At 66.5% G+C, this 19563-nt stretch carries 22 protein-coding genes and 5 tRNA genes; 15 read left to right on the forward strand and 12 right to left on the reverse strand.

Annotation, left to right across the window (positions count from 1 at the left end):
- Window positions 1-67: 67 nt before the first annotated feature.
- The 6 genes from AC1DCJ_RS15280 to AC1DCJ_RS15305 form a co-directional block, all read right to left on the reverse strand.
- A tRNA-Ala gene (locus AC1DCJ_RS15280) sits at window positions 68-143 on the reverse strand.
- A gap of 120 nt (window positions 144-263) precedes the next feature.
- Window positions 264-339 (reverse strand) — tRNA-Glu (locus AC1DCJ_RS15285).
- Window positions 340-390: 51 nt separating this feature from the next.
- Window positions 391-466: transfer RNA gene (locus tag AC1DCJ_RS15290), tRNA-Ala, on the reverse strand.
- 156 nt (window positions 467-622) lie between these two features.
- Window positions 623-698, reverse strand: a tRNA-Glu gene (locus AC1DCJ_RS15295).
- Between the two features lie 53 nt (window positions 699-751).
- A tRNA-Ala gene (locus AC1DCJ_RS15300) sits at window positions 752-827 on the reverse strand.
- Between the two features lie 159 nt (window positions 828-986).
- Window positions 987-1385, reverse strand: coding sequence for a heavy metal-responsive transcriptional regulator (locus tag AC1DCJ_RS15305; protein ID WP_137189714.1), 399 nt, complete (start codon window positions 1383-1385; stop codon window positions 987-989).
- Window positions 1386-1605: 220 nt separating this feature from the next.
- Here AC1DCJ_RS15305 and AC1DCJ_RS15310 point away from each other — a divergent pair, with 220 nt between their 5' ends.
- The 8 genes from AC1DCJ_RS15310 (at window position 1606) to AC1DCJ_RS15345 (ending at window position 11615) form a co-directional block, all read left to right on the forward strand.
- Window positions 1606-2670: a GlxA family transcriptional regulator gene (locus AC1DCJ_RS15310; protein WP_241658905.1), complete on the forward strand. Its 1065-nt coding sequence runs from the start codon at window positions 1606-1608 to the stop codon at window positions 2668-2670.
- 179 nt (window positions 2671-2849) lie between these two features.
- Window positions 2850-3650, forward strand: coding sequence for a TlpA family protein disulfide reductase (locus AC1DCJ_RS15315; RefSeq protein ID WP_313245496.1), 801 nt, complete (start codon window positions 2850-2852; stop codon window positions 3648-3650).
- 40 nt (window positions 3651-3690) lie between these two features.
- Window positions 3691-4521 (forward strand): thiol:disulfide interchange protein DsbG, encoded by an 831-nt coding sequence (gene dsbG / locus AC1DCJ_RS15320; RefSeq protein ID WP_478071321.1) that lies wholly within the window; start codon window positions 3691-3693, stop codon window positions 4519-4521.
- Between the two features lie 350 nt (window positions 4522-4871).
- Window positions 4872-6437 carry a DcaP family trimeric outer membrane transporter gene (locus AC1DCJ_RS15325; RefSeq protein ID WP_478071359.1) on the forward strand — a complete coding sequence of 522 codons (1566 nt, stop codon included), beginning with the start codon at window positions 4872-4874 and terminating at the stop codon, window positions 6435-6437.
- Window positions 6438-6488: 51 nt separating this feature from the next.
- Window positions 6489-7838: an arginine/agmatine antiporter gene (gene adiC, locus AC1DCJ_RS15330; protein ID WP_478071322.1), complete on the forward strand. Its 1350-nt coding sequence runs from the start codon at window positions 6489-6491 to the stop codon at window positions 7836-7838.
- A 21-nt stretch (window positions 7839-7859) separates the two neighbouring features.
- Entirely contained in the window at window positions 7860-10148 is a 2289-nt protein-coding gene (locus AC1DCJ_RS15335) for an Orn/Lys/Arg family decarboxylase (RefSeq protein ID WP_478071323.1), read from the forward strand.
- Window positions 10149-10172: 24 nt separating this feature from the next.
- Window positions 10173-11075 carry a cation diffusion facilitator family transporter gene (locus tag AC1DCJ_RS15340; protein ID WP_313245501.1) on the forward strand — a complete coding sequence of 301 codons (903 nt, stop codon included), beginning with the start codon at window positions 10173-10175 and terminating at the stop codon, window positions 11073-11075.
- A gap of 111 nt (window positions 11076-11186) precedes the next feature.
- Entirely contained in the window at window positions 11187-11615 is a 429-nt protein-coding gene (locus tag AC1DCJ_RS15345; RefSeq protein WP_428711703.1) for a RidA family protein, read from the forward strand.
- On the opposite strand, the gene AC1DCJ_RS15350 is transcribed toward AC1DCJ_RS15345, so the two are convergent.
- Window positions 11616-12002: a hypothetical protein gene (locus tag AC1DCJ_RS15350; RefSeq protein ID WP_478071324.1), complete on the reverse strand. Its 387-nt coding sequence runs from the start codon at window positions 12000-12002 to the stop codon at window positions 11616-11618.
- Between the two features lie 136 nt (window positions 12003-12138).
- Between AC1DCJ_RS15350 and AC1DCJ_RS15355 the strand changes: the two genes are divergently transcribed.
- Both AC1DCJ_RS15355 and map read left to right on the forward strand, forming a co-directional pair.
- Window positions 12139-12351 (forward strand): ParD-like family protein, encoded by a 213-nt coding sequence (locus AC1DCJ_RS15355; RefSeq protein ID WP_038687903.1) that lies wholly within the window; start codon window positions 12139-12141, stop codon window positions 12349-12351.
- Complete coding sequence (map, locus tag AC1DCJ_RS15360) at window positions 12348-13118, forward strand: type I methionyl aminopeptidase (protein ID WP_448136012.1); 771 nt, start codon at window positions 12348-12350, stop codon at window positions 13116-13118. The genes AC1DCJ_RS15355 and map overlap by 4 nt, the downstream gene beginning before the upstream one ends.
- Before the next feature lie 99 nt (window positions 13119-13217).
- On the opposite strand, the gene AC1DCJ_RS15365 is transcribed toward map, so the two are convergent.
- The gene (locus AC1DCJ_RS15365) at window positions 13218-13994 is read right to left on the reverse strand and encodes a LytR/AlgR family response regulator transcription factor (RefSeq protein ID WP_478071325.1); all 777 of its coding nucleotides are present in this window, start codon (window positions 13992-13994) and stop codon (window positions 13218-13220) included.
- Window positions 13991-15115: a sensor histidine kinase gene (locus AC1DCJ_RS15370; RefSeq protein WP_478071326.1), complete on the reverse strand. Its 1125-nt coding sequence runs from the start codon at window positions 15113-15115 to the stop codon at window positions 13991-13993. The genes AC1DCJ_RS15365 and AC1DCJ_RS15370 overlap by 4 nt, the downstream gene beginning before the upstream one ends.
- Before the next feature lie 183 nt (window positions 15116-15298).
- Here AC1DCJ_RS15370 and AC1DCJ_RS15375 point away from each other — a divergent pair, with 183 nt between their 5' ends.
- Window positions 15299-15661, forward strand: a complete 363-nt coding sequence (locus tag AC1DCJ_RS15375; protein WP_478071327.1) for a hypothetical protein — start codon at window positions 15299-15301, stop codon at window positions 15659-15661.
- Between the two features lie 86 nt (window positions 15662-15747).
- Window positions 15748-16068 carry a hypothetical protein gene (locus AC1DCJ_RS15380; protein ID WP_428711707.1) on the forward strand — a complete coding sequence of 107 codons (321 nt, stop codon included), beginning with the start codon at window positions 15748-15750 and terminating at the stop codon, window positions 16066-16068.
- A 37-nt stretch (window positions 16069-16105) separates the two neighbouring features.
- On the opposite strand, the gene gstA is transcribed toward AC1DCJ_RS15380, so the two are convergent.
- Window positions 16106-16735, reverse strand: a complete 630-nt coding sequence (gene gstA / locus AC1DCJ_RS15385) for a glutathione transferase GstA (RefSeq protein ID WP_478071328.1) — start codon at window positions 16733-16735, stop codon at window positions 16106-16108.
- A 141-nt stretch (window positions 16736-16876) separates the two neighbouring features.
- Here gstA and AC1DCJ_RS15390 point away from each other — a divergent pair, with 141 nt between their 5' ends.
- On the forward strand, window positions 16877-17206 hold the full coding sequence (locus AC1DCJ_RS15390) for a winged helix-turn-helix transcriptional regulator (RefSeq protein WP_478071329.1): 330 nt from the start codon (window positions 16877-16879) through the stop codon (window positions 17204-17206).
- A 233-nt stretch (window positions 17207-17439) separates the two neighbouring features.
- Window positions 17440-17637, forward strand: coding sequence for a hypothetical protein (locus AC1DCJ_RS15395; protein ID WP_424145531.1), 198 nt, complete (start codon window positions 17440-17442; stop codon window positions 17635-17637).
- A 54-nt stretch (window positions 17638-17691) separates the two neighbouring features.
- Here the strand turns inward: AC1DCJ_RS15395 and AC1DCJ_RS15400 are convergent, their stop codons facing one another.
- Together AC1DCJ_RS15400 and AC1DCJ_RS15405 are read right to left on the reverse strand one after the other, a co-directional pair.
- On the reverse strand, window positions 17692-18060 hold the full coding sequence (locus AC1DCJ_RS15400; RefSeq protein WP_478071330.1) for a hypothetical protein: 369 nt from the start codon (window positions 18058-18060) through the stop codon (window positions 17692-17694).
- A 35-nt stretch (window positions 18061-18095) separates the two neighbouring features.
- A complete protein-coding gene (locus tag AC1DCJ_RS15405) occupies window positions 18096-19022 on the reverse strand; it encodes a LysR family transcriptional regulator (protein ID WP_478071331.1) in 927 nt (308 codons plus the stop codon).
- A 132-nt stretch (window positions 19023-19154) separates the two neighbouring features.
- Between AC1DCJ_RS15405 and AC1DCJ_RS15410 the strand changes: the two genes are divergently transcribed.
- Window positions 19155-19559 carry a RidA family protein gene (locus AC1DCJ_RS15410; protein WP_137189695.1) on the forward strand — a complete coding sequence of 135 codons (405 nt, stop codon included), beginning with the start codon at window positions 19155-19157 and terminating at the stop codon, window positions 19557-19559.
- Window positions 19560-19563 lie beyond the last annotated feature (4 nt).

A 19563-nucleotide genomic window follows, 5' to 3' on the forward strand; every position in this document is an offset into this window, starting at 1 on the left:
GCCTCTAGACGATGGGGACGCGTTAAACCGAATTTGTCTTCTATCGGACGGCCTGTGTCCGGAGAAGTGGTGGAGCCAGGCGGGATCGAACCGCCGACCTCCTGCATGCCATGCAGGCGCTCTCCCAGCTGAGCTATGGCCCCACGTTGTACCGCGAGCCGCCTAGTGTACCTGCCTGTTCACGTTTGTGGAAGACCACGACGAAAACTTCAGGAGGCGGTGACAAAAAGACCCGGCGAACCGGGCCTGATGTCGTTGATGAGTGGCGTCCCCACGGGGATTCGAACCCCGGTCGCCACCGTGAAAGGGTGATGTCCTAGGCCTCTAGACGATGGGGACGCATAAACTCATCAATGTTTTCAGCACCTCCGAACGGCCTAAGGTCCGGAGTGGTGGAGCCAGGCGGGATCGAACCGCCGACCTCCTGCATGCCATGCAGGCGCTCTCCCAGCTGAGCTATGGCCCCACGATGCTGGAGGCCGAATTCTACGCGGGTGTGAAGCGTTCGCCAAGTCTTTTGTGTGACATCGCGATGAATTTGTTCGGCTGCGATCGATGGCGGCATCACCACGCGGCAAAAACAAAAAGCCCCGACCGAGGTCAGGGCTTTCTGCTTCTTGATTGGCGTCCCCACGGGGATTCGAACCCCGGTCGCCACCGTGAAAGGGTGATGTCCTAGGCCTCTAGACGATGGGGACGCACGAAACTTCAAATTTTGTCACTGCACTTTCAATCGGCCTAATGATTGAAGTGGTGGAGCCAGGCGGGATCGAACCGCCGACCTCCTGCATGCCATGCAGGCGCTCTCCCAGCTGAGCTATGGCCCCACGTCGTGAGGAGCGAAATCATAACGACGCCGTTTTCGATTGGCAAGCAAAAACTGCACGAAATACGTCATTTGATGATCGCGCGTTGGTGGCGCAGGCGCGTTGCACGTCGCATGGGGTGTGGACGCGGCCAAACCGGCATCCGCACACACGGTGTGCTTACTGCCGCGCTCCCGTCAGCGCGGTCAGGATCGGGCAGTGCACCACGTCGCCGTGGCCGGGGCAGGCATCCACCAACACCTTCAGTGCGCCATGCATGCGTTGCAGTTCGGCGATGCGCTGTTCGATGTCGGTCAGCTTGTCTACGGCAGTGTGGCGTACCCGTGCCATGTCATCGCCGCGCTGGTCGCTGAGGCTGAGCAGGTCGGCGATCTCGTCCAGGGTGAAGCCGAGTGCCTTGGCGCGGCGGATGAACTGCAGCCGGGTCAGGTCGGTATCGCCGAACACGCGATAGCCGCCCGCACTGCGGCGTGCGGTGGGCAGCAACTGCTGGCGTTCGTAATAGCGCACGGTGTCGATCGGCACGCCAGCCTGGCGTGCGAGCTGTCCGATGTTCATGCCCACCTCGATGAAGACCCGGCGGCGAGGGTAAACCCTGGAGTCTGGTCGAGGGTCAAGGGCTGCTGAAGGCGCGTCGACTGATGTCGTTACCGGGCCGAAAGATACAACTAGTTTCATAGCTACCGCGCTTTTGCCTCCGTAGGCTCGGACGGGTTCGCTGCAAGCCCTTGCGCCGCCTGGGTTTGCTGGTCCCAGACGTCGCTTGAGGAGCTTTGCCATGGATGCACCGTTCACCCCGTTGTCCCCCGTGCCGCGTCCGGCATCGTCGGCACTGATGGAAGTTGCCGTACTGGAATATCCGGGCAGCCTTCGAGCCGCAGCCCCGGTGCTGTCCGAACTGGCCCAGCGCTGCAACCGCACCGCGGCGGCGGGCAAGCGCCAGGGCGCGCGGATGCTGGTAACGCGTTGGACCTTGTCCCCGCGCGGCGTGCAGCGGGTGGCGGGTGCGGAGTTGTTCGGCGACGCGCTGCCGGCCCTGATCGTCGTGCCCGGCAACGAACCCAGTTGGCCGCTGCCGCCGCCCGACGAGCGACTGCTTGCCTGGCTGCGTGACAGCCATGAAGGCGGCAGCGTGCTGGCCGGCTGCGACGAAGGCGGCTTGATGCTGGCCGGCAGTGGCGTGCTGGCCGGGCGCACGGTGAGCTTGCCCGACCTGGCGCGCTGCCCGTCGCTGGCCACCGTGGTACCCAGCTGGAACCTGGGCGAGCGTGCACTGGTGGACGACGGCGACCTGCTCACGGCCTCCGGGCCCGACGCGTGGAAGTACCTGAGCCTGCGCCTGCTGGCCCGCGTGTACGGGCAAACCGTGATGACCGCCACCATCCAGCAGTTGCAGTTGACGATCCCGCGCGCAGTGCAGGATGACCTGGAACGGTTCAGCCCCAACTTCGCCCACGGCGATCGCGGCATTCTCAAGGCGCAGCGCTGGCTGCACACCATTGCCGCACGCGGGGTAAGCCTGCAGGACATCTGCGACTCGGCCGGACTGGAACCGCGCACGTTGCAGCGGCGCTTCCTCAAGGCAACCGGCCTGCGCCCGATCGAGTATTGCCAGCGCCTGCGCATCGCCAAGGCGCAGCTGATGCTGCAGGCCGGCGGTGAAATCGATGAAGTGTCCTGGGCGGTGGGGTACTCGGACCAGAGTGCGTTCCGCCGTCTGTTCCTGCGCATTGTCGGGCTCACGCCGTCGCGCTATCGGCGGCAACTGGCCGCACAGCGTCGCGAACGCGCGCGCCATCCGGTTGTCGACGTGGCAGCAGAGCCGATGCGCTCGGCCGCTTAGCCGCACCGCCGGCGGCCCTGTCGAATGGAAGCAACGGCCCACATGCGCGCGCGGCCTGCCGTTGGCGCATGTGCGGTTGCGGCTTGCCGGATGCGCGATGGGCTGTGACCATGCCGCCGGGGTTGTAGCAGCACAACCGCGGATGCGTCGCACGCAGCCGCGGTGGAGATGGATGGATGATGAGCAGTGTTGGCCCGGTACCGCTGGGCGTGGTGTGGGTGTTGCTGGGATGGCTGCTGGCCATCGGCGTGGCGCGGTGGTGGCAGCCGCCGCCGCAGGAGGGGCAACCCAAACCGGCGGCGATGCTGCTGGACATGGTGTTCCTGGGGCTGCTCGGCGGGCGGCTGGGGTTCGTGGTGCTGCATTGGCGCGCCTACGCGGACGACCCGTGGGCGCTGCTGCGCCTGGGCGATGGCGGTTTCCTGCCGGTGGTGGCGGTGCTGGTCGGCATGGGCTGGGCGGCATGGCGGCTGCGCCGCTGGCCGGCGCTGCGCAGGCCGGTATGGGCCGGGGCAGTGGCGGGCATTCTGTGCTGGGTGGGGTTGTCGCTGGGCATGGCCCACCTGCAGCAGTCGCGCATCGCCTTGCCGGCTGTGACCCTGCAATCGCTGCAGGGGCAGCCGGTCGCACTGGCCGACACCGAAGGCAAGCCGGTGGTGGTGAACCTGTGGGCCACCTGGTGTGCGCCTTGCCGGCGCGAGATGCCGATCTTCTCTGCGGCACAGCAGCGCGAACCCAACGTGCGTTTCGTGTTCGTCAACCAAGGCGAAAGCGCGGAAGAAGTGCAGCAGTTCCTGTCCAGCCAGAAGCTGGTGCTGCAGCATGTGCTGCTCGACCCGGACAGCCTCACCGCCGAACGGCTGCAGGTCCACGCATATCCGACTACCCTGTTCTTCGATTCACGTGGCCGGTTGCAGGGCCTGCACATGGGGGAACTCAGTGCAGCCGGCCTGCAGGCCCGGCTCGATGCGCTGCGCTGAACGCGCGGCGCCTTACATTCTGTTGCTACCAGGAGTTGCCATGCTGTTGAAATCGCCGCCCGCAGTGGGCTCGCTGCTTGCCGCTGCGCTGTTGATGGGTCTTGCGGGCTGCAGCCAGGCCCAGTCGCCCAAGGCCCCCGACGCGGCCAAGCCGGCGGCTGCCGCCAAGGCCGGTGACTACCCGGCGGTGCTCAAGGGCATCCAGAAGCACGGCTTCGAGGTGGTGGGTGAATTTGATGCGCCGGGCGGCCTGCGGGGCTTCGCCGGCGTGGTGGGCGGTCAGCAGCCGGCCGCAGCCTATGTGACACCCGATGGCAAGCACGTCGTGGTCGGCAGCCTGTTCGATGCCAACGGCGAAGATGTCGGCGCGGCACCGCTGGAGAAGCTGGCGGCCAAGCCGATGTCGGAAAAGATGTGGAACAAGCTCGATGCCAGCGCCTGGGTGCGCGACGGCCGCGCCGATGCGCCGCGCGTGGTCTACACCTTCAGTGATGCCAACTGCCCGTACTGCCACCGCTTCTGGGACGCCGCGCGGCCGTGGGTGGACAGCGGCAAGGTGCAGCTGCGGCACATCATGGTGGGCGTGATCCGCGAAGACAGCCCGGCCAAGGCCGCTGCCATCCTGACCGCACCGAACCCGAGCGCGGCACTGCTCGAGAACGAGCACAACTTCGACAAGGGCGGGATCAAGCCGGTGGCGAAGCTGACCCCGGAGGTGGCCAACAAGCTCGATGCCAACCAGGAGCTGATGATCGAAATGGGCTTCCAGGGCACCCCGGGCATCCTGTTCAAGGATGACAAGGGCATGCTGCAGCGCCGTTCCGGCATGCCGCAGGGCCAGGACATGGACCTGGTGATGGGCAAGCGCTGAGCCGCTGTGTGATGGAATCCAACGCGCGCCGGTGCAACGCCGGCGCGCGCGCCTGCAGGCCTGCCGATGTAGGGAGGATGCAGGGACGCAAGGTGTGCGTGGCAGAGGCCTGCACACGGGCGATGCGGTGCGCTTGATCTGAATCAAGGCCGGAAACGACACGCACATTAGCCTGTGCGCATGACTTCCTTCGTCGTTACCCCTCGCCATGGCATGCGTGTGCATGCGCCGTTGTCATCACAACGACCGGCAGACTTCACAACGTACTCACCCGGCCATTGCTACTCAGGGCGCTGGCAGACGGGCTGTTTCCGTCATGCCTCCCGGGATGAGGAGGGAATCCCGTGCGGGTGTGCCCACGATGCTGTGCATGCGATCGGTTCGCCGGCGCATGCCACGCGTGTGATGCGCCTGCATTGCAGCACCGGGTTGCCGAACAGGGCCGCGCGCGCAGGCGCAGCGGAGCCGGTTGGCAAGGCTGTTCGCGGTTCATGGAGAACGTGATGCGCCTGGCTGTACTGACGTTTGCGTGTGCCGCGGTTGTGGTGGCTGCGCCTGCACGTGCACAGGATTCGGCCGATGCATTGCGGCAGGAGATCCGCACCCTGCGGCAGACGCTGGATGCGCTGGAAAAGCGCCTGGATGCGCTGGAGTCCGTCCCGCCCACGGCCACACCCGCGCCTGCAGCGATTGCGCAGGCCACCCCAGCCGCCTTGCCATCGCCCGCAGCGGTGCAGGTGCCAGGCGGGGGCCAGGCCATCCTGCCGCCGCGTGATTCGGTCTCCGACCCGTCCTCGGCAGCGTCGCGCCCGGACAGTGTCGCCGGTCCGACCGATCCCGAGCTGAAAGGGTTCTTCGCCATTCCCGGCACCGACACGCTGATCCGCATCGGCGGGTACGCCAAGCTGGATGCCATCGCCGATGCACGCGCGGCCGGTGACGAGGACCAGTTCATCCCGTCGTCGATCCCGGTGGGCAGCGCGCACCGCGATGTGTCCAACTTCAACATGCATGCCAAGCAGACCCGTTTCAGCTTCGAAGCGCGCCGCCCCACCACCCACGGCAACCTGCGCTTCTACCTGGAGAACGACTTCTTCGGCAGCAGTGACAGCTATCAGTTCCGCCTGCGCCACGCCTACGGGCAGCTGGGCAATACCTATGCCGGTTACGGCTATTCCAGTTTCATGGACGCCGACAGCCTGCCCGACACGCTGGATTTCGCCGGCCCCGGCGCGGCCGGTTACCTGTTGGTGGCCGGTATCCACCACAGTTTTTCGCTCGGCAAGGGCAACACCCTGACGCTGGCCGCCGAAGACCCGGACACGCAGTTGAGCGCGCCGGCCGAAGGCATCCGCGCGGTGGACCAGGCCCCGGATGTGTCCCTCACCGCGCGCATGGAGCGCGACTGGGGGCACCTGCAGATTGGCATGGTGGCGCGCAGCCTGGCCTACGACGGCGATGCCGGTGATGACCGCCGCATCGGCGGCGGCCTGCAGCTCAGCGGCTCGGCCGCGGTGGGCGAGCAGGACCTGCTGCTGTTTGGCGCGCTGGGCGGCAAGGGCATTGCCCGCTATACCGCCGACCTCACCGGCTCGGGCATGGATGCGGTGGTGGCCGACGATGGGCGCCTGGCATTGCTGCGGCTGCACGGTGGTTTCGTTGGCTACACCCACTACTGGACGCCGATGTGGCGCTCCAACCTGATCTACGGCCAGCTCAGTGGCGAGCGCAACGCCGCGCTCGCCGACGACGCCTTCCGCCGCAGCCGCTACGGCGTGTTCAACCTGCTGTGGAGCCCGGCGCCGTCCTGGACCATGGGCATGGAACTGCTGTACGGGCAACTGGAGCAACAGCGCGGGCAGCGCAGCGACACGGTGCGGCTGCAGGGCAGCCTGCAATACAACTTCATCAAGTAGACCCTACCGCCCGGCGCGACCGGGCCCATGCCTGGCAAAGGAGAAACCGTCATGGCAGAAGCAAAGAAAATCGGGGTGGTCGGTGCCACCTTCCTGGTGGCCGGCAACATGATGGGTTCGGGGGTGTTCCTGTTGCCCTCCAGCCTGGCCAAGATCGGCACGGCGTCCATCTGGGGCTGGCTGATCACCACCGCCGGCGCGCTGCTGCTGGCGTTCGTGTTCGCCAAACTGGGAAAGCTGGCGCCCAAGGCCGGTGGCCCTTACGCCTATGCACGCGACTGGTTCGGCCCGTACATGGGCTTCCAGACCAACACCATCTACTGGTTCGCCAACTGGATCGGCAACGTGGCCATTCCGATCGCGGCGGTGGGCTACTTCAGCTACTTCTTCCCGGTCCTGTCCGAGCCGCTGCCGCGCTGCCTGGCCGTGCTGGCACTGGTCTGGGCCCTGAGCTTCGCCAACGTGATCGGCCCCTCGTTCGTGAGCAAGCTGCAGACGGTGACCACCAGCTTCGCGCTGGTGCCGATCCTGGGCATTGCCATCTTCGGCTGGTTCTTCTTCGACCCGGCCATCTTCAAGGGCGCCTACAACGTGTCCGGCGAGTCCAACTTCGGCGCGGTGTCCAGTGCTGCCGCACTGACCCTGTGGGCGTTCATCGGCGTGGAATCGGCCTCGGTGACCGCCGGGGTGGTGGAGAACCCGGAGAAGAACGTGGCCCGCGCCACCCTGGCCGGTGTGTTCCTGGCGGCGGTGGCCTACATCGCCAGCTCCTCGGTGATCATGGGCATGGTGCCCAATGGCGACCTGCAGGTGTCCGATGCGCCGTTCGCGCTGGCCGCGGCCAATGCGGTGGGCGGGTGGGGTGGGGCGCTGGTCAGCCTGTGCGCCTTCGTCGGCGCGGCCGGTTCGCTGGGCGGTTGGATCCTGCTGACCGCGCAAAGCGCCAAGGCCGCCTCCGATGACGGCCTGTTCCCCAGCATCTTCAGCAAGACCAACAAGGATGACGTGCCGGTCAAGGGCGTGCTGATCGTGGCGGTGCTGATGACCCTGGCGGTGCTGGTCACCTCGACCTCGGCAACCGCGTCGGCGCAGTTCGACGTGATTACCTCCGCCGCCGTGGTGCTGACCCTGCTGCCCTACATCTATTCGTGCGTGGCCTGCTACTTCGTGGTCGAGCGCTCGCACACGCTGGTGCATACCGGTGCGTTCTGGCTGCTCACCAGCGTCACGGTGGTGTACTGCCTGTGGGCGATCTTCGGGTCGTCGGGCAGCATCGTCCAGTACGCCTTCCTGTTCGTGCTGTTCATTACGGTGTTCTACCCGTTCTTCAGCGAGGAGCGCCGCCGCCAGCGTGGCCAGCTGCCCGCGCTGGACGCCGCCGTCCGCACGACGCTTTCGTGATCTTCCCCCAGGAGAATGCCTGTGTATTTCAAGTCGCTTGATTACCCCATCATCGTCATCGACGACGATTACGAGTCCCCGCGCATCGGCGGCATCCTGATCCGCGCGCTGGTCGAAGAGCTGCGCAAGAACGACCAGCGCGTGCTGTGCGGCCTGACCCTGGCCGACGCCCAAGCCGGTGCGCGCACCTATGTTGCCGCCTCGGCGGTGCTGATCTCCATCGATGGCACCGAGGAGAATCCGGAGCAGTTCCAGCGCCTGCTGGGCTTCCTGCGCGAGCAGACGGCCCGCCGCGCCAACCTGCCGGTCTTCCTGTACGGCGAACGGCGCACGATCGAGAAGGTGCCGAGCAAGCTGCTGAAGTTCGTGCATGGCTACATCTTCCTGTTCGAAGACACCAAGAGCTTCATCTCGCGCCAGGTGATGCGGGCGGCCGAAGACTACATGGCCAACCTGCTGCCGCCGTTCTTCAAGGCGCTGATCCACCACACGGCCGAGTCCAACTACTCCTGGCATACGCCCGGGCATGCTGGCGGGGTGGCGTTCACCAAGTCACCGGTGGGGCGCGCGTTCCACCAGTTCTACGGCGAGAACACCCTGCGCAGCGATCTGTCGATTTCGGTGCCGGAGCTGGGGTCGCTGCTGGACCATACCGGCCCGATCAAGGCGGCCGAGGACGAGGCGGCGCGCAACTTCGGCGCGGACCACACCTTCTTCGTCACCAACGGCACCTCCACGGCCAACAAGATCGTCTGGCACGGCACGGTGGGGCGCGGGGATGTGGTGTTCGTGGATCGCAACTGCCACAAGTCGCTGCTGCATTCGCTGATCATGACCGGCGGCATTCCGGTGTACTTCACCCCCAGCCGCAATGCACACGGGATCATCGGCCCGATCAGCCTGGATCAGTTCACGCCCGAGTCGCTGCACCAGGCCATCGCCGCCAATCCGCTGGCCAGCAAGGCGTTCAAGGCCGGCTCCAAGCCGCGCATCGCGGTGGTCACCAATTCCACCTATGACGGGCTGTGCTACAACGCCGAAAAGATCGCCGAGGAGATCGGCAGCGCGGTCGATTTCCTGCACTTCGACGAGGCCTGGTACGCCTATGCGGCGTTCCATCCGTTCTACGAAAATCACTACGGCATGGCCAAGGGCAAGCCGCGTGAGCAGGACGCGATCATCTTCACCACCCACTCCACGCACAAGCTGCTGGCCGCGTTCTCGCAGGCCTCGATGATCCACGTGCGCAATGCGGCCTCGCGCGAGCTGGATGCCGAGCGCTTCAACGAAGCGTTCATGATGCACACCACCACCAGCCCGCATTACGGGGTGATCGCGGCCTGCGATGTGGCCTCCAAGATGATGGAAGGCGCGGCCGGCGAATCGCTGGTGCAGGAAATGCACGACGAGGCAATCGCGTTCCGCCGCGCGATGCTGCACGTGCGCGAGGACCTGGGCCGCGACGACTGGTGGTTCAGCGTCTGGCAGCCGGACAAGTTGGAGCGCTCGCTGGCCAAGGGCGATGCACCGGCGCCGACGGTGGCCAAGCGCAGCGAGTGGTACCTGCAGCCCGACGCGCACTGGCATGGCTTCGACGGGCTTGTCGAAGACTACGTGCTGATCGACCCGATCAAGGTGACCTTGCTGACCCCCGGGCTGTCGATCGACGGCGAAATCGGCCAGCGCGGCATTCCCGCCGCGGTGCTGAGCAAGTTCCTGTGGACGCGCGGCATCACCGTGGAGAAGACCAACCTGTACTCGGTGCTGTTCCTGTTCTCGATGGGCATCACCAAGGGCAAGTGGAGCACGCTGGTCACCGAGTTGATGGCGTTCAAGGAGCTCTACGACGCCAATGCGCCGCTGAGCCGGGCGCTGCCGGGCTTGGCCGCCGACTACCCGGTGGCCTATGCCGGCTGGGGCCTGCGCGACCTGTGCCAGGCGCTGCATGAATTCAACCGTGAGTTCGCCGTGCCCAAGGTGATGCGCGAGATGTACGTGGACCTGCCAGAGCCGGTGATGACCCCGGCCGAGGCCTACGATCACCTTGTGCGCGGGCAGATCGAACGGGTCGACATCGAGGCGATCAGCGGCCGCATCGCCGGCACCATGCTGGTGCCGTACCCGCCGGGCATTCCGACCATCATGCCGGGCGAGCGCTTCGGGGCCAGCGACGAGCCGATCATCCAGTCGCTGCGCATTGCCCGCGAGCAGAACGCCCGCTTCCCGGGCTTCGAGTCGGACGTGCATGGGCTTATCATCGACCGCGACGGCGCGACGCCAACCTACAAGGTGGAGGTGCTGAAGGTCTGAGTCCGGTCAGGCCCTCGGCAAGCGATGGATACAGCACGCGAGCAGCGGGTCCTGACATTCTCGATCGCGGTGACCCTGGCCGTCAGTGCCACCGGCTTTGCCGGTGGCCTGCTGGTGGGGTCGCAGGCCATCCTGTTCGACGGCGTGTACAGCCTGGTCGACGTGGCCCTGACCCTGGTGGCGCTGTCGGTGCTGCGGCTGGTGGCGCGGGAAGAAAGCCCGCGCTTCCAGTACGGCTACTGGCATCTGGAGCCGATGGTGGAGGCACTGGGCGGGGCGATCCTGTCGCTGGCCTGCATCTACGCGCTGGCCAATTCGGTCATCGGGCTGACCACCGGCGGCCATGAGGTCAAGGCCGGCCCCGCGCTGGTGTGGGCAACCGTGCTGTGCGTGAGCAACCTTGCGATGGCCGCGTTCGTGCGGACCCGTGCGCTGCGGCTGCAGTCGGCGTTGTTGTGGCTGGACGTGCGGGCCTGGCTGTTGAGCGGCCTGATGAGCCTAGCGGTGGTGCTGGCCTTCGGCATCGCGCTGGTGCTGCGCGGTGGTGCGCATGCGCACTGGATTCCCTACCTGGACCCGTTGGTGCTGGCGGCCATCAGCGTTGCGGTGCTGCCGGTCCCACTGCGCAGTGCCTGGAAGGCCATGCGCGAGGTGCTGCAGGTGGCACCGGATACGTTGGACGCACGCGTGCAGGCGGTGATGAGTGCCTTCGTGGCCGAGCACGGCTATCTGGACTTCACCAGCCATGTGGCCAAGATGGGGCGCATGCGGTTCGTCGAGATCCACATCCTCACCCACCCGGACACCGTGATCGGCACCATCGGCAACGTGGATGCATTGCGTGACGAGATCGCCGAACGGTTGGACGCGCGCGGCAGCGAGTTCTGGCTGACCATCGATTTCACCGCCGATCCGGCCTGGACCTAGGCGGCATCGAACTACCGGCTCGGCGTGGACCGCAGCATTCCAACGATTGTCGTTGACCTCAACTTCAGTTGAGGTCGGACACTGCGTGCTCCCTCCCTGGATGCATGCCTCATGTTCAGTGACACCCCCGTTGCACCGGCCGGCCTGTTCGGCTTCATCAATCCCGCCGGTCTGTATGACCCCAGTGCCAACGGCTATTCGCACGTGGCGGTGGTTCGCTTGCCGGCGCGGGTGATCCACGTGGCCGGGCAGGGCGGGGAAACCGCCGACGGCACGCTCTCGCCGCGCTTCGAGGTGCAGGTGGCGCAGGCCCTGGACAACCTGGCTCTCGCCTTGGCCTCGGCCGGTGCCGGCCTGGCCGACGTGGCCAAACTGACGGTGCTGGTGGTGGACCATGACCAGGACCGGTTGGGCATGCTGTCCGCGCAGATCGGCCAACGCTGGCCGCTGGGCCGGGCACCGACCTGCACCTTGATTCCCGTGCCGCGGTTGGCGTTGGACGGCATGCTGTTCGAGATCGAGGCGACCGCGTATTGCTGATCAGTCGCCCAGCCAGACGGCGCGCTCGACCGATACGCGGGTGATGCGCCCCCCGCTGGCCTGGTAGGTGACATCCAGCCCACGCGTCAGCAAAAGCGAGGTGTGCACCGGGATGCGGCAGACCATCCGCTCGGGGGTTGTCTGTCGGCAGTGGTCGTCTCCAAGGGCGCTGCGCTGCGGCGCGAGCGGCATGCCGTGCAGCGTCTTGTTCAGACCGGCTTCCAGCACCGGCGGACTCAGCAGGGTACCGGGCGCACTGTAGCCGGCCGCGAAGGACAGCAGGTTGACCGGGCTGATACAGCTGCAGCCCGCAGGAGAGAAGCCCAGCAATGCCACGCCGGTGATCACGGCAATCGCACCCGTGGTGCCTATGGCGATCTTTCCCATCTGCTGCTTCCTTGTTGGCATGGTGGGTCAAGCACGCGGATCTTCTCACGCCTGCCGCGGTCGATGGCCATGACGCGGTTGGCGCGGATATACGAAACATATATGCTGTGTATATCAATCATTCGGACGCCAGCCCATGGGCATCGTCAACATCGACGACGAACTGCACGACAACCTGCGCCGCGCCAGCGGCGTCTCCGGCCGCTCGATCAACGCCCAGGCCGGCTTCTGGATCAAGATCGGCATGCTGTGCGAGATGAACCCCGGCATGAGCTACCAGGAAATCGTCAGCCGCGAACTGCGTGCGGCCGGGGTTGCGCCCGGCGCGTTGCGGGTGGCCGAGGCATGATCAAGACGCTGGAAGAACAGGCCTTGATGCGCGCCTCCGGCCGTCTGCTGGCGCAGGTGTTCGAGGCGCTGGACCAGCTGCCGCTGGAGGGCATGAGCACGCTGCAGGTCAACGACTGGGTGGAGCGCTTCATCGTCGATCACCTGCAGGCGCGGCCGGCCAGCAAGGGCCAGTACGGCTTTGCCTACGTGCTCAACAGCTCGATCGACAGCGTGGTCTGCCACGGTGTGCCCTCGGCTGATGCGGTGCTGCGCAGCGGCAGCATCGTCAACCTGGACATCACCCTGGAGAAGGGCGGCTACATCGCCGATTCCAGCAAGACCTACCTGATCGGCGAGGTCGACTACGCCGCCAAACGGCTGGTACGGGTGACCCGCGAGGCGATGTGGAAAGGCATTGGCGTGGTGCGACCCGGCGCCACGCTGGGCGACATCGGCTTTGCGATCCAGCAGCACGCCAAGGCGCACGGCTACAGCGTGGTCAAGGAATTCTGCGGCCACGGCATCGGCCAGGAAATGCACGAAGAGCCGCAGGTGCTGCATTACGGCCGGCGCGGTGACGGGCTGGTGCTGGAGCCGGGCATGACCTTCACCATCGAGCCGATGATCAACCAGGGCCGCGCGGCCATTGACATGAGCGACGATGGCTGGACCGTGACCACGCGCGACGGGAAGCTGTCGGCGCAGGCCGAGCACACGGTGCTGGTGACCGCCGACGGGGTGGAGGTGCTGACCCTGCGCGCCGAGGAGCGTGGGCTGGTTGCGTGATGCGTGCTGTGCGTGGCCGGAAGGGCGCGGGTGCTTCGCAGCCGGGCAGAGCCCGGCTCTACGGGGCTCGGGTGTCTCGCAGCCGGGCAGAGCCCGGCTCTACGGGGTGCGTGTGGAGACCAGCTTGAGGAACGCCTCGTTCTGGTAGCGGCTCATGCGCAGCTGCTGGCCGGTATCCAGGGTCACCACGTGGTGGCCGTTGAACCACGGATGGATCGCCTTGACCCGGCGCACGTTGACGATGGCCGAGCGGTGCACGCGGGCGAAGTGGCGTGGATCCAGGCGCGCGGCGAGGCTGGCCATGGTGTCGCGCAGCGCGTGCACGCGGTCGGCCAGGTGGATTTCCACGTTGTTGCCGGCCGCCTTGATCCAGACAATGTCATCCACCGCCACCAGCACCACGTGCTCGTCCACGCGCACCGGGAGCCGCTGCAGGTAGTCGTCGCGCTGGCGCAGTGAATGCAGCGCCTGCAGGATCTGCGCCGACGCCTGCGCGCCCACCCCAGCCGCGGCCGACAGCCGGGCCTTGGCCCGCTGCAGCGTGGCGGCGAAACGCTCGCGGCTGAACGGTTTGACCAGGTAGTCCACCGCGTTGGCCTCGAACGCCTTCACTGCGTACTGCTCGTAGGCGGTCACGAAGACCGTGGCCGGCATGCGTTCGGCGCCGATGGTGGCCACCACGTCCATGCCGTTGATGGCGGGCATCTGGATGTCCAGGAACACCAGGTCCGGCGACTGGTTGCGGATGGCCGCCACCGCGGACACGCCGTCGCCGCACTCGCCGACGATCTCGATGTCGGCATCGTCGCGCAGCAGGCGCACGATGGCATGCCGGGCGATCGGTTCGTCGTCGACCACCAGCACGGTCAGGGTCATGCCGGCGCCACCCCGGGGGTGAACTCGGGTGAGTCGTCGGCGCTCTCCAGGACGCGGAATGGCACCCGGATGCGGCAGGCCACGCCTTCGGGCCAGAGCATGTCCAGCCGCACCTCGCCGGCATCGCCATACAGCTCCTTCAGGCGCAGCCGGGTGTTGGACATGCCGATGCCATGCCCGGCCGACACCGGCGGCTCGGTCGACAGCGTGCTGTTGCGGTTGCGCACCTCGATACACAATGCGTCGCCGTCGCGCCGCGCGTCGATTTCGATGGTGTCACTGCCCACGCGCTGGCCGATGCCGTGGCGCAACGCGTTCTCCACCAGCGGCTGCAGGATCAAGCTGGGCACGGCGCAGTCCAGCGTATCCGGGGCGATATAGGTGCGGGTGGTCAGGCGGTCCTTGAAGCGGATGCGCTGGATGCCCAGGTACAGCTCGATCAGGTCCAGTTCCTGGCGCAGGCTGATCTCCTGGCCGTCATAGTCTTCCAGGAACGCACGCAGCAGCTCGCTCAGGCGCAGCAGCATGTCTTCGGCCGACAGCGTGTCTTCGTCCAGCAGGGTGATGATCGCGTGCAGCGTGTTGAACAGGAAGTGCGGCTGCAGTTGGGCCTTCAGCGACAGCAGGCGCGACTGCGCCAGCTCGGTGGCCAGCTGGCTGGCTTCCAGTTCGCGCCGGGCTTTTTCAGCGTGGAAATGCAGGGCCTGCTGGATCGCAAACAGCGTCCAGTAGGTCAGCAGGCCAATGGCGAAGTGCTGCTCCAGGAAGTACCCCAGCTGCTCGGCAAACCCGCTGGGTTCGAACAGGGTGGAGACCAGTGCGCCCAGAATCATCGCGGCGAAGGTGACGCACAGGCTGGCCAGCACCTGCGCACCCAGCCCGTGGAAACGTCCGGTGCCGCGCATCGGGAAACGTTCGGCGAGACGGAACACCGTCGGCGCCAGCGCCGCCCAGGTGTACCACTGGATCAGCGACCAGCGGGCCAGGTCCCAGAAGGGCCAGTCGGTGCGGGGCATGCCCACGTTGATGGCGTTCTGCAGGGCGAACACCAGGGCCACCATCGTCCACAGGGCGATGTAGCGGGAGAGGCGGATCTGGGTACTGCCAAGGCGGATGAGCATCGTCGGTCCTGCGCCGCGCGTGTGCGGCAGGCTCATCTTAGGCGTGGGGGCAGGGGGCGGGAAGCGCCATGGCGGCCCATTACGATTGGCCCGCGCGTGGCGACGATTGGTCCCGGATCGGTTGGCGGCGGCCGGTGGGAAGCGCCTGATGCGGGTGTCCTTCACCGCCACGGAGATGCCGCCATGAACCTGATCCGCACCGTCCTGATCTGCCCGCTGCTGGCTGTTTCACTCTGCGCCGCCGCCCACGCTGGCGAGGCACGTTACCTGGGCCTGCTCAACCGCGCGCATGACAGCGTGGTGGCGCTGGAGGTGGCGCCGGCCGGCAGCGATGCGTTCGTCGCGCGCCCGATCGAGGTGCTGGCCGGTGGTGGTGGCAGCAGCATGGTGCGGCTGGGCGACCAGGGCTGCCGCTTCGACCTGCGCATGACCTTCGGCAACGGCCGCCGCGCGGTGTATCACGCGGTGGATGTCTGCCGTGGCGATACGCTGGCCATCCACCCGTTGCCGCGGTCGCGTCCGCAGACCGAGGTGGCCGGGCGCTGACATTCCTCCGGCAAGCGTACCCCTGGGCTATCATCACGCCAGCGCCATCGGGGATGGCCGCGCGCACTACGCTCGGGGGAGCAGGTATGGAAGAAATCCTGGGGCGGCTGCTGCTGATCGCATTCCTGCTGATCATCGCCAGCCTGCCGTTCAATGTGGTGATGCTGCTGTGGCTGCGCCGGGATCACCCCGATGTGTTCACCGCGCTCGGGCAGCCGCACACCTTCGGTCTGGGCCGGCACCATCACGGCAATGCGGACTATGCGCGTTTCCTGTTCCTGCGCCGCCACCGGCAACTGGGCGATGCGCGCATTTCGCGGATGGCCGATATCCAGCTTGGCCTGTTGGGCATCGGCGCGGGCGCCATGCTGCTGATGACGGTGCTGATCCTGATGTGGCGCCCGTAGCGCCACGCCTCGACCCGGCACGCGGCCACGCACGCAGTTACTGCAGTCCTTCGGCGGCCAGTGCCTGCTGCACCGCTGGCCGCGCACGCACGCGGGCATACCACCGCTGCAGGTGCTGCAAGCGGTCGAAATGGATGTCGGCCTTGTAGTACGAGGTGAGCCACGCCGCCTGTCCCCAGCCGATCAAGGCGAACAGGTAGGCATCGGCCACGCTGAAATGATCCCCCATGAGGTAGTCGCGGTCGGCCAGCTGCTGGTCGATCCAGGCGACGCGCTGTTCGAGTTTCGGGCGTGCCGTGTCCACGTACTTGCCGGCGGCCACCGCGTACAGCAGTGGAATGAAGCCCTTGTGGATCTCGGTACCAAGGAAGCCGAGCCATTCCTGCAGCCGGTAGCGATCAAGGCTGCCCGTGGCGGGGGCCAGGCCGCGTTCGGGTTTCTGGTCGGCCAGGTACTGCAGGATCGCAGCGCCTTCGCGCAGCACGCTGCCGTCGTCCAGGGCCATCGCCGGCACATAGCCCAGCGGGTTGACCTGCAGGTAGTCCTCGCCGTGTTCGGTGCGATGGTTACGGTGGTCGACCTTGACCAGGGTGGCATCTAGGCCGAGTTCGTTGAGCACGATGTGCGGGGCGAGCGAGCAGGCGGCAGGCAGGTAGTAGAGCTTCATCGCGGGATCCAGGTGCAGGGCGGGGGCCTCGATGGGAGGCGTCCCGGCGCATTCTAGGGGCGCGGTATAAAAACGGAAGAAGGCACTATTTCGTGGTGTAGGTACATAATGTATACCTGTTGACGCACGCGAGACCCCACCATGAAAGACAACGTATCGGGCTGCTCGGTGGAAGAGGCGATGCGCCTGCTGGGCGGACGCTGGCGCTTGCTGATCGCGTCCTATCTGCTCGACGGTGCCAAGCGCTTCAACGACCTGCGCCGCGACATGCCGGCGATTTCCCAGCGCATGCTCACCCTGGACCTGCGCGCGTTGGAAGAGGCCGGGCTGATCAGCCGCACCGTGTATCCCACCGTGCCGGTGAAGGTGGAGTACGCCCTCACCGACGACGGCCGACGGCTGCAGCCGGTGGTGGAGGTGATGAAGGACTTCGGGTTGTGGGTGAAGGCGCAGGGCCCGACAGGGGCATAACACGGAAAGGGCATTGGTAATGACTGTGGCTGGAAGCGCAGTACTCGAAGCAGCTTGCCGCCTGGTAGCTGCGTTCATGGAGGCCCTGAGCCAGCGAGAGCTGGTTACGCTTGGACGAAAGTCCAACGCAACTGAGATCTGGCGGATAGACGGGCAGGATGTGGTTCCGGCAATGGAGGTTGCAGGTGCGGTACGAATTGTGGATTGAGCCAGACCAAGAACAGACGTTTTGCATGTCCGGCCCCCACGGAGACAGTGCACGTGCATTGCTGCGCGTCAACGCCAAACGGGTATGGACGGTCAACGCACAAAGTCATTTCGAGGCGATGACGAAGTATCACCAATACATGGGCTGGGGGCCCTATGTTTCGGCTTTCCCCGACGTTGATAATGTGCCCTTCGGCACCTTGAATGGTGAAGAACCGGCGTAGTGTGCTCGTACGAGCGGCAAGCATGCGCCCATACGCGGTCAGGGAATCGTCCTGCTATTCCACGGCCGCGCGGAACTGGAGGACCTTGTCGATGGTGAAGCCGGGCAGCATGGCGCGCAGTTCGTCGAGCATGCCGATGCGTGATGCCTCCGCGCTGTCTGCCGGCAATCCGGCATCCAGCGCGCGCAGGTAAGTACCCAGACCGGCCGCCTGCAACGCCGTTTCGCAGTACGAGGCGGCCGCCGTGGCGATTTCTGTTGCGCTGGCGGTGCTGCGGAAGTGCTGCCGGGCGTAGCCGAAGTGGCAGTCGAACAAGGCGGTCAGCGCCGGGTCCTGCGTTGGCGGGGGCGCCGGGGTCTGCGCCAGCGCCGGTGCACCGAGGGCCAACGTGACAAGCAGGGCGGCACGGATGCGACGGGGCATGGCGATCTCGGTCGGGTGGGTCAGTGACAGCACGGTCAGCGCGGGCGCAGCGTCTGGACCGGGGCGACCGGTTCCAGCAGCGCCGCGACCCAGTCGATGAACACGCGCAGCTTGGCACTGACGTGGCGGTTCGGCGGAAACGCAACATACAGTGGCATGGGCGCCACCTGCCAGTCCGGCAGCACGCGCACCAGCGCGCCGTTGGCCACGTGCGCGGCGGCCATGTAATCCGGCAACCACAGCACGCCCAACCCGGCCACGCCCGCAGCCAGGTAGGCGTTGCCATCATCGACCGCCAGCAGATACCGTCCGTGCACCTGGCGCTGCTGGTCGTCGCGGCGCAGGGCATAGGGCAACACCGTGCCGGTGCGCGCGCGCAGGTAGCCGACGATGTGGTGGGGGCTGCTTTCCAGGTCGTGCGGGTCCACCGGTGTGCCGGCCTGCGCCAGGTAGGCCGGCGCGGCGTACAGGCCGGCCTGCAGGTCACCGATGCGACGGGCCACCAGCGACGGCGTGGTGATCTCGCCGCCGCGGATCACCGCGTCCACGCGCTCGTCGATCAGGTCGACATTGCGGTCGCTGACACCCAGGTGCAGCTGGATCTCCGGGTAACGCGCATGGAAGCTGGGCAACGCCGGCACCAGGATCAGGCGCGCCAAAGGCGCCGGCACATCCACGCGCAGGCGCCCGCGCGGCGTGGCGGCGGCGCCGGAGAGGCTGGTCTCGGCATCGTCGATGTCGGCCAGCAGGCGCACCACGCGCTCGTAGTAGGCCGCGCCGTCGGCGCTGAGGTTGACCTGCCGCGTCGTGCGATTGAGCAGGCGCACACGCAGCCGTGCCTCCAGCTGTTGCACCAGCTGGGTAACCGTGGTCCTGCTCAGGTGCAGGCTCTGCGCGGCCTTGGTGAAGCTGCCGGTTTCCACCACCCGGGCGAAGGCCTGCATTGCGTCGAACCGGTCCATGCGGGGCATCCGGGAGGAATTGTTTGGATTCTACAAACAGTGATGGCCGGTGTGGGGCGTTTATCCGCGGGCCGTGTCGGCCTACCGTGGCGGCAGTGCACTGGATCGGCCTGATGGCCTTTGGAGAAAACGATGGCAACCCGTGACGTGGTATTCCCGCCGGGCCGGCAGGCCCTGTACGAACGCAACCGCTATTCGCCAGCGGTACGCGCCAATGGCTTCCTGTTCGTGTCCGGACAGGTCGGCAGCCGCGAGGACGGCTCGCCCGAACCGGTGCTCGAGGACCAGGTGCGACGCGCGTTCGAGAACCTCAATGCCGTGCTCGGCGCGGCCGGCTGCACGTTCGACGATGTGGTCGACGTGACCGTGTTCCTGGTCGATCCCGAGGCGATCTTCGACCGCGTCTGGGCGATCGTGCCCGAGTATTGGGGCCAGGCGCCGTATCCGACCCTGACCGGCATCGGGGTGACCTGGTTGTATGGGTTCGACGTGGAAATCAAGGTGATCGCCAAGCTGCCCGATGCGTCGGCGCGTTGAAGGA

This window comes from Stenotrophomonas sp. 10N36, from assembly GCF_056395005.1.